The 6,274-nt window shown below is 37.0% G+C and carries 3 protein-coding genes; all 3 read right to left on the reverse strand.

Annotation, left to right across the window (positions count from 1 at the left end; all coding sequences use genetic code 11):
- Nucleotides 1–116 precede the first annotated feature (116 nt).
- On the reverse strand, nt 117–1,127 hold the full coding sequence (locus ACRD62_RS20855; RefSeq protein WP_430822040.1) for a dihydroorotate dehydrogenase-like protein: 1,011 nt from the start codon (nt 1,125–1,127) through the stop codon (nt 117–119).
- Between the two features lie 183 nt (nt 1,128–1,310).
- A complete protein-coding gene (gene nifJ, locus ACRD62_RS20860) occupies nt 1,311–4,850 on the reverse strand; it encodes a pyruvate:ferredoxin (flavodoxin) oxidoreductase (RefSeq protein WP_430822041.1) in 3,540 nt (1,179 codons plus the stop codon).
- 54 nt (nt 4,851–4,904) lie between these two features.
- Nucleotides 4,905–6,077, reverse strand: a complete 1,173-nt coding sequence (locus ACRD62_RS20865) for an ATP-binding protein (protein ID WP_430822042.1) — start codon at nt 6,075–6,077, stop codon at nt 4,905–4,907.
- Between the last annotated feature and the right edge of the window lie 197 nt (nt 6,078–6,274).

Here is a 6,274-nt window from a genome sequence, read left to right on the forward strand (position 1 = left end):
ATATTTTTTTATATATCCAAATTATTCAAATCACAAAACCATTGTAATACAAGCATAAAAAAAGTGTTGATCGCAAAATCAACACTTTTTTATTTTTTTGAAAAATGATGTTCGAATTAATTTACCGGATACTTCTTTGTATACTCTTTCGATTTCATTAAAAAATCTACATACTGAGCACGCTTATAAGCATGCGGATCCTGAACATTCTTTTTACACAATTTACCTTTAAAATCGGATATTTTCTCGTATTCTTTCTTTTTCATCCAGGTTGTTAAATCTTCGAGCATACGGGTAACCTGAACCACTCCGTTTTTATATATTGTACTTACTACCTGAACAGTATCAGCTCCTGCCAAAATCATAGTTATTAAATCTTCACCATCAATAATACCGGTATTGCTACAAATACTACCATCAATATTGCATGACAATAAACCTGCAAAACGCAACGCCAACCGATTATCCCCTTTATGACTTAGATTGTATGGCATCTTAAGATCTTCGTTCTCAATATCAATATCAGGTTGAAATAAACGATTAAACAACACAAAGGCATCTGCTCCATTACTATCCATCCGATAAACCAGATTCATCAAATTGGTATAGAATGGACTCAATTTCACACTAACAGGTATATTAACTGCAGCCTTTACTTTTTTCAATATTTCAATTTTTTCATCTTCAATCTGCCCCGCCGATTTATCTACATCTGATATGGTTGAATAAAAATTCAATTCGATTCCATCTACTCCGGTTTGCTCAATGTTTTTGGCATATTCAACCCAACTCACATCATACACACAATTAAGACTTGCAATTACAGGTATTGAAACTGTTTCTTTTAGCTTTTTAAGCGCCATTAAATGTGCTCTTGGACCAGAGTGCTCAACTTGCGGAAAAAGCGAGATCATTTCCGCATTGCGTTCATCATATTCATGAAGCTCATCTTCCAACTCGGCCGCTTCCAGGTGAAGTTGCTCTTCGAAAAGCGATTTATAGACAATCGCAGCTGCACCAGCATCCTCTAACTTTTTAGCCATTTCAAGGTCTAAAACCAGATTACTGGCTCCGATAATAATGGGGTTTTTCAACTCAATCCCCATGTAGGTGGTTTTTAAATCCATAACAAAGGTGGTATTAAAGGGTTTTATTGAACTCTGAAATTTTAACAAACAGCTGACTAAATGGTTCTGAACCAATTACAATTACATCTAAATAATTTAAGTAAAAACTTCCTTTTCTTCAAGTTAATCCATAAAAAAAAGCCGCTCCTGTGAGGAACGGCTTTCATTGTATATTGGTAAATATTATTCTACCACATCATAGTTAAGCTCTGACAAACGCTTGTATGAGCTATAACGCCATTTAGCATTTGCTTCAGCAGCACTGAACAGTTCTTTAGCAGCTTCCGGGAAGCCTTTCATAAGAGCTGTATAACGCACTTCGTTACCAAGGAATTCCTGGAATTTCTCCCATTGTGGAGGCTTAGAATCAAGTACAAATGGATTCTTACCTTCTTCCTCGTTCATTGGATTGTAACGATACAAGTGCCAGTAACCACATTCAACAGCTTTCTTACCTTCTTCCTGTGTTTTACCCATACCGGTACGGATACCATGAGCAATACAAGGAGCGTAAGCAATAATCAAAGATGGACCAGGGTATGCTTCAGCTTCTTTCAAAGCTTTAAAGTACTGAGCCTGGTTAGAACCAATAGCAACCTGAGCTACATAAACATAACCATAAGTAGTTGCCATCAAACCAAGATCTTTCTTACGAATACGCTTACCTGAAGCAGCAAATTTAGCAACAGCACCAACTGGTGTAGATTTGGATGACTGACCTCCTGTATTTGAGTAAACCTCAGTATCCATAACCAGAATATTAACATCTTCACCAGAAGCAATCACATGGTCAAGACCTCCATAACCGATGTCATATGCCCAACCGTCACCACCAAAGATCCAAACTGATTTCTTAGCAAGATAATCTTTCAAGGCAATGATTTCTTTTGCAACAGCATGTTTTTCTTTCGCAAGAGCTGCAAGCACCTCTTTAGAAGCAGATCCGTTGGCATTACCATCATTCTTGGTCTCTAACCATTTTTCGAAAGCAGCTTTTGTTTCAGCAGATACTTCAGCCATTGACTCTTTCATCTTACGCTCAATACGCTCACGCAACTTATTAACACCAGTTGCCATACCCAAACCGTATTCTGCGTTATCTTCGAATAAAGAGTTAGCCCAAGCCGGACCTTTACCTTCTTTATTTGTACAATATGGAGTTGCAGGAGCAGAACCTCCATAAATTGAAGAACATCCAGTAGCGTTAGCAACCATCATACGATCACCAAACAACTGTGTAATCAATTTAATATATGGAGTTTCACCACAACCAGCACAAGCACCTGAGAACTCAAATAATGGTTGAGCAAACTGAGAAGCTTTAACATTCATGTCTTTAGCCATGATATCGTCTTTGATTGACACTTTATCAACCATATATGACCAACGATCAGCTTCTTCAATCTGACTATCCAGTGATTTCATCACAAGAGCCTTATTCTTAGAAGGACAAACATCAGCACAGTTACCACAACCAGTACAGTCTAATGCACTTACCTGAATGCGATACTGAAGACCTTCAAATCCTTTACCATTAGCTTTCTTACCTTCTGTTCCTGCCGGAGCACCTGCTAATTCTGCCTCATCTAATAAGAAAGGACGAATTGCAGCATGAGGACAAACATAAGAACACTGGTTACACTGAATACAATTATCCATTTGCCATTCTGGCACCTCAGTAGCAATACCTCGTTTTTCAAAGGCTGTTGTTCCCGGAGGTAAAGTACCGTCTTCGCGTCCTTTGAAGATACTCACTGGTAAATCATCACCTTTCTGAGCATTTACAGGAAATACGAAATCCTGGATAAACTGTGGAGCATTTGGATTATTTGGAGCTACGAATGAATCTTTCAATTTCGCCCAATCAGCAGGAACTTTAATTTCAGCTACCTGGCCACCCTGTTCAACAGCCTGGAAGTTCATATTTACAATTCCTTCTCCTTTTTTACCAAATGTTTTAACGATAGCTTTTTTCATTTCTTCAACTGCCTGATCGTAAGGAATTACATTGGCAATTTTAAAGAAAGCAGACTGCATGATAGTATTGGTACGGTTACCCAAACCAATTTCAACAGCAATCTTAGTAGCATCGATAGTATAGAATTTAATTTCGTTTTCAGCCAAGAAACGCTTTACGTGATTTGGTAAACGAGTTTCTAACTCATCTGCACCCCATGAACAGTTCAACAAGAATGTTCCACCTTTCTTAAGGCCTTTCAACATATCATACATAGTTAAATATGCAGGTACGTGACAAGCTACAAAGTCCGGAGTATTCACCAAATAAGGTGAACGAATTGGAGTATCACCAAAACGTAAGTGAGAAATTGTGATACCACCCGATTTTTTAGAGTCATATGCAAAGTAAGCCTGTGCATATTTATCAGTGTTATCACCAATAATTTTAATTGAGTTTTTGTTGGCACCTACAGTACCATCTGATCCTAAACCGTAGAATTTACCTTCGAATGTACCTTCTGTAGCTAAGCTGAATTCAGGTAATAAAGGCAATGAAGTAAAGGTTACATCATCAACAATACCTACAGTGAAGTTATTTTTAGGTTCGTCTTTTTTAAGGTTTTCATAAACACTCAACATCATTGCAGGAGTTGTGTCTTTTGATGACAATCCGTAACGACCTCCAACAACTACAGGAGCATTTTCTTTACCATAGAAAAGATCGCGAATATCAAGATACAATGGATCACCATTGGCTCCTGGTTCTTTGGTACGATCCAATACAGCAATCTTCTTAACAGATTTTGGGAATGCTTCGAAGAAATATTTAGCAGAGAAAGGACGATAAAGATGAACTGCTATCAAACCAATTTTCTCTCCTTTTGCAACCTGATCATCAATCACTTCTTTAATAGTATCAGTAATTGAACCCATTGCAACAATAATATTTTCAGCATCCTCTGCTCCATAGTAATCAAACGGACGATACTTACGACCTGTTATTTTGCTGATTTCATCCATGTACTCAGCCACCACATCAGGTAATGCATCGTAGAATGAATTTTGAGCTTCACGAGCCTGGAAATAAACATCAGGGTTTTGAGCTGTACCTCTGGTAACAGGGTGTTCAGGACTCAAAGCATTGTCACGAAATGCCTGTAAAGCTTTTTGATCAACCAAACCTTCTAAATCAGCTTGTTGCATCAATTCAACTTTTTGAATTTCGTGAGAAGTACGGAATCCATCAAAAAAGTGCATGAATGGAATACGTGTTTTAATTGCTGCTAAGTGAGCAACACCTGCTAAATCCATTACTTCCTGCACACTGCCCGTTGCCAACATAGCAAAACCAGACTGACGGGTTGACATCACATCTGAATGATCACCAAAAATTGACAAAGCCTGAGCAGCCAAACTACGTGCACTAACATGAAATACACCTGGCAATAATTCACCGGCGATTTTATACATGTTAGGTATCATTAACAGCAAACCTTGTGAAGCTGTAAAAGTTGAAGTTAGAGCACCAGCCTGCAATGAACCATGAACAGCACCAGCCGCTCCCGCTTCAGATTGCATTTCTTCTACTTTAACTGTTTCTCCAAAAATGTTCTTTCTTCCGGCTGCAGCCCATTCGTCTACATTTTCTGCCATATTGGAAGAAGGTGTGATTGGGTAAATAGCAGCCACTTCACTGAACATATATGCAATATGTGCAGCCGCATGGTTACCATCACAGGTAATAAACTTTTTTTCTTTAGCCATTTTATATACTCCTATTAAATTGGTTATTTCTATATATAATTCAAAGAATTAACATTAATACAAAAATCCGAACAACCACAATGGAATCTCTTTCTCTGATCCCACTTCAAGCATATCATGAGCATACCAGCCATCATAGCTTTTCTTCTTCGCATTTCCTTCTTCAATAATGGTAAAATCGAATTGCTTATCCACCCGAAAATCGCCATTGACACTTAAATCAATTTTATTCTCTATACCTACCTGATTTAAAAAGAAAGTCCGGTTTAATTTTGATTGATCAACCTCGCCATGCATAACTGATGAAAGGAGGTTTGAATTATGCATATAAACCATGGCCGGTTTTTTGGCTGCTTCACTATCTTCGAAAAGCAGATTTATCAATCGACCATTCTTCAGGTAATTTAAATAATTCATCACAGTTGCTCTTGAAGTCTCAATCTCTTGACTTAATCGGCTCACATTTGGCTGAAAAGGCGCAACTTTGGCAATTGAATAGAGCAATTTACGTAATTTGGGCAAATACTTCAATTCAATTTGTTCAAGATAACTAATATCAATTTCCAAAATCAGATTGATATTCTTGACAACATTTTCAAGGTAATTTCTCTTCTCAAGAAAAAAAGGATAATATCCGTGTTCAAGATAATTTGAGAAATATGCCAGAGGTCGGACCTTAGCTGTAATTTCTTCACAAATTTCAACATGATTGCGAATAATATCATTGAATGGTACAGGTTGAAAATCTGTTCCTGCCTCCATATTCAGATATTCCCGAAATGAAAAACCTTCAAGGTTATATACTTTCACACAACCTTTTAAATCTGATTTTTCGTTAAGCAGACGCATTACAGCTGATCCACTGAAGACAATCTGTAAATCAGTAAAATTATCGTAACAATATTTTAGCTCATTCGACCACTCAGGATATTTATAAACCTGATCAAGAATGAGTGTCTGTCCACCTTTTTTACGAAATTCGTCAGCAAACGAAATAATAGACCTCTCTGTAAAGTATAGATTGTTTAAATTAACATACAAACAACTTTTATCAAACCCAAACCTACTTTTTGCCAAATCTAAAAGAAATGTGGTTTTTCCCACTCCTCTTGCACCTTTGATTCCAATTAATCTGTGATCCCAATCAATCCGGTTCATCAACTCTCTCTTAACCGGTGTTCCCAGATGCTTTAGTAAGTACTTATGTGTTTCAAAAAATGATTGCATAGTCATTTATTAACCTTACAAATGTAGAATCATTTATGAATTAATTGCAAAGTCAACATTACAATTTCAACAACTGCATGCTATTTATAATTATTAAAAATAAAAAAAGAGGGTGTCCAAAAAGTGATTCTGCAAATAAGGAATCTTTCAAATTGTAACTTTACTTTCATTATACCCCACCAAACCTCCCCTAAAAG

It is taken from the genome of Carboxylicivirga caseinilyticus (assembly GCF_050589785.1).
Taxonomy (GTDB): domain Bacteria; phylum Bacteroidota; class Bacteroidia; order Bacteroidales; family Marinilabiliaceae; genus Carboxylicivirga; species Carboxylicivirga caseinilyticus.

Excerpts from the sequence above, each read along its gene's own strand:
- ACRD62_RS20855 (WP_430822040.1), bottom strand. The coding sequence starts at position 1,127 with ATGGATTTAAAAACCACCTACATGGGGATTGAGTTGAAAAACCCCATT.
- nifJ (WP_430822041.1), bottom strand. The coding sequence starts at position 4,850 with ATGGCTAAAGAAAAAAAGTTTATTACCTGTGATGGTAACCATGCGGCT.
- ACRD62_RS20865 (WP_430822042.1), bottom strand. The coding sequence starts at position 6,077 with ATGCAATCATTTTTTGAAACACATAAGTACTTACTAAAGCATCTGGGA.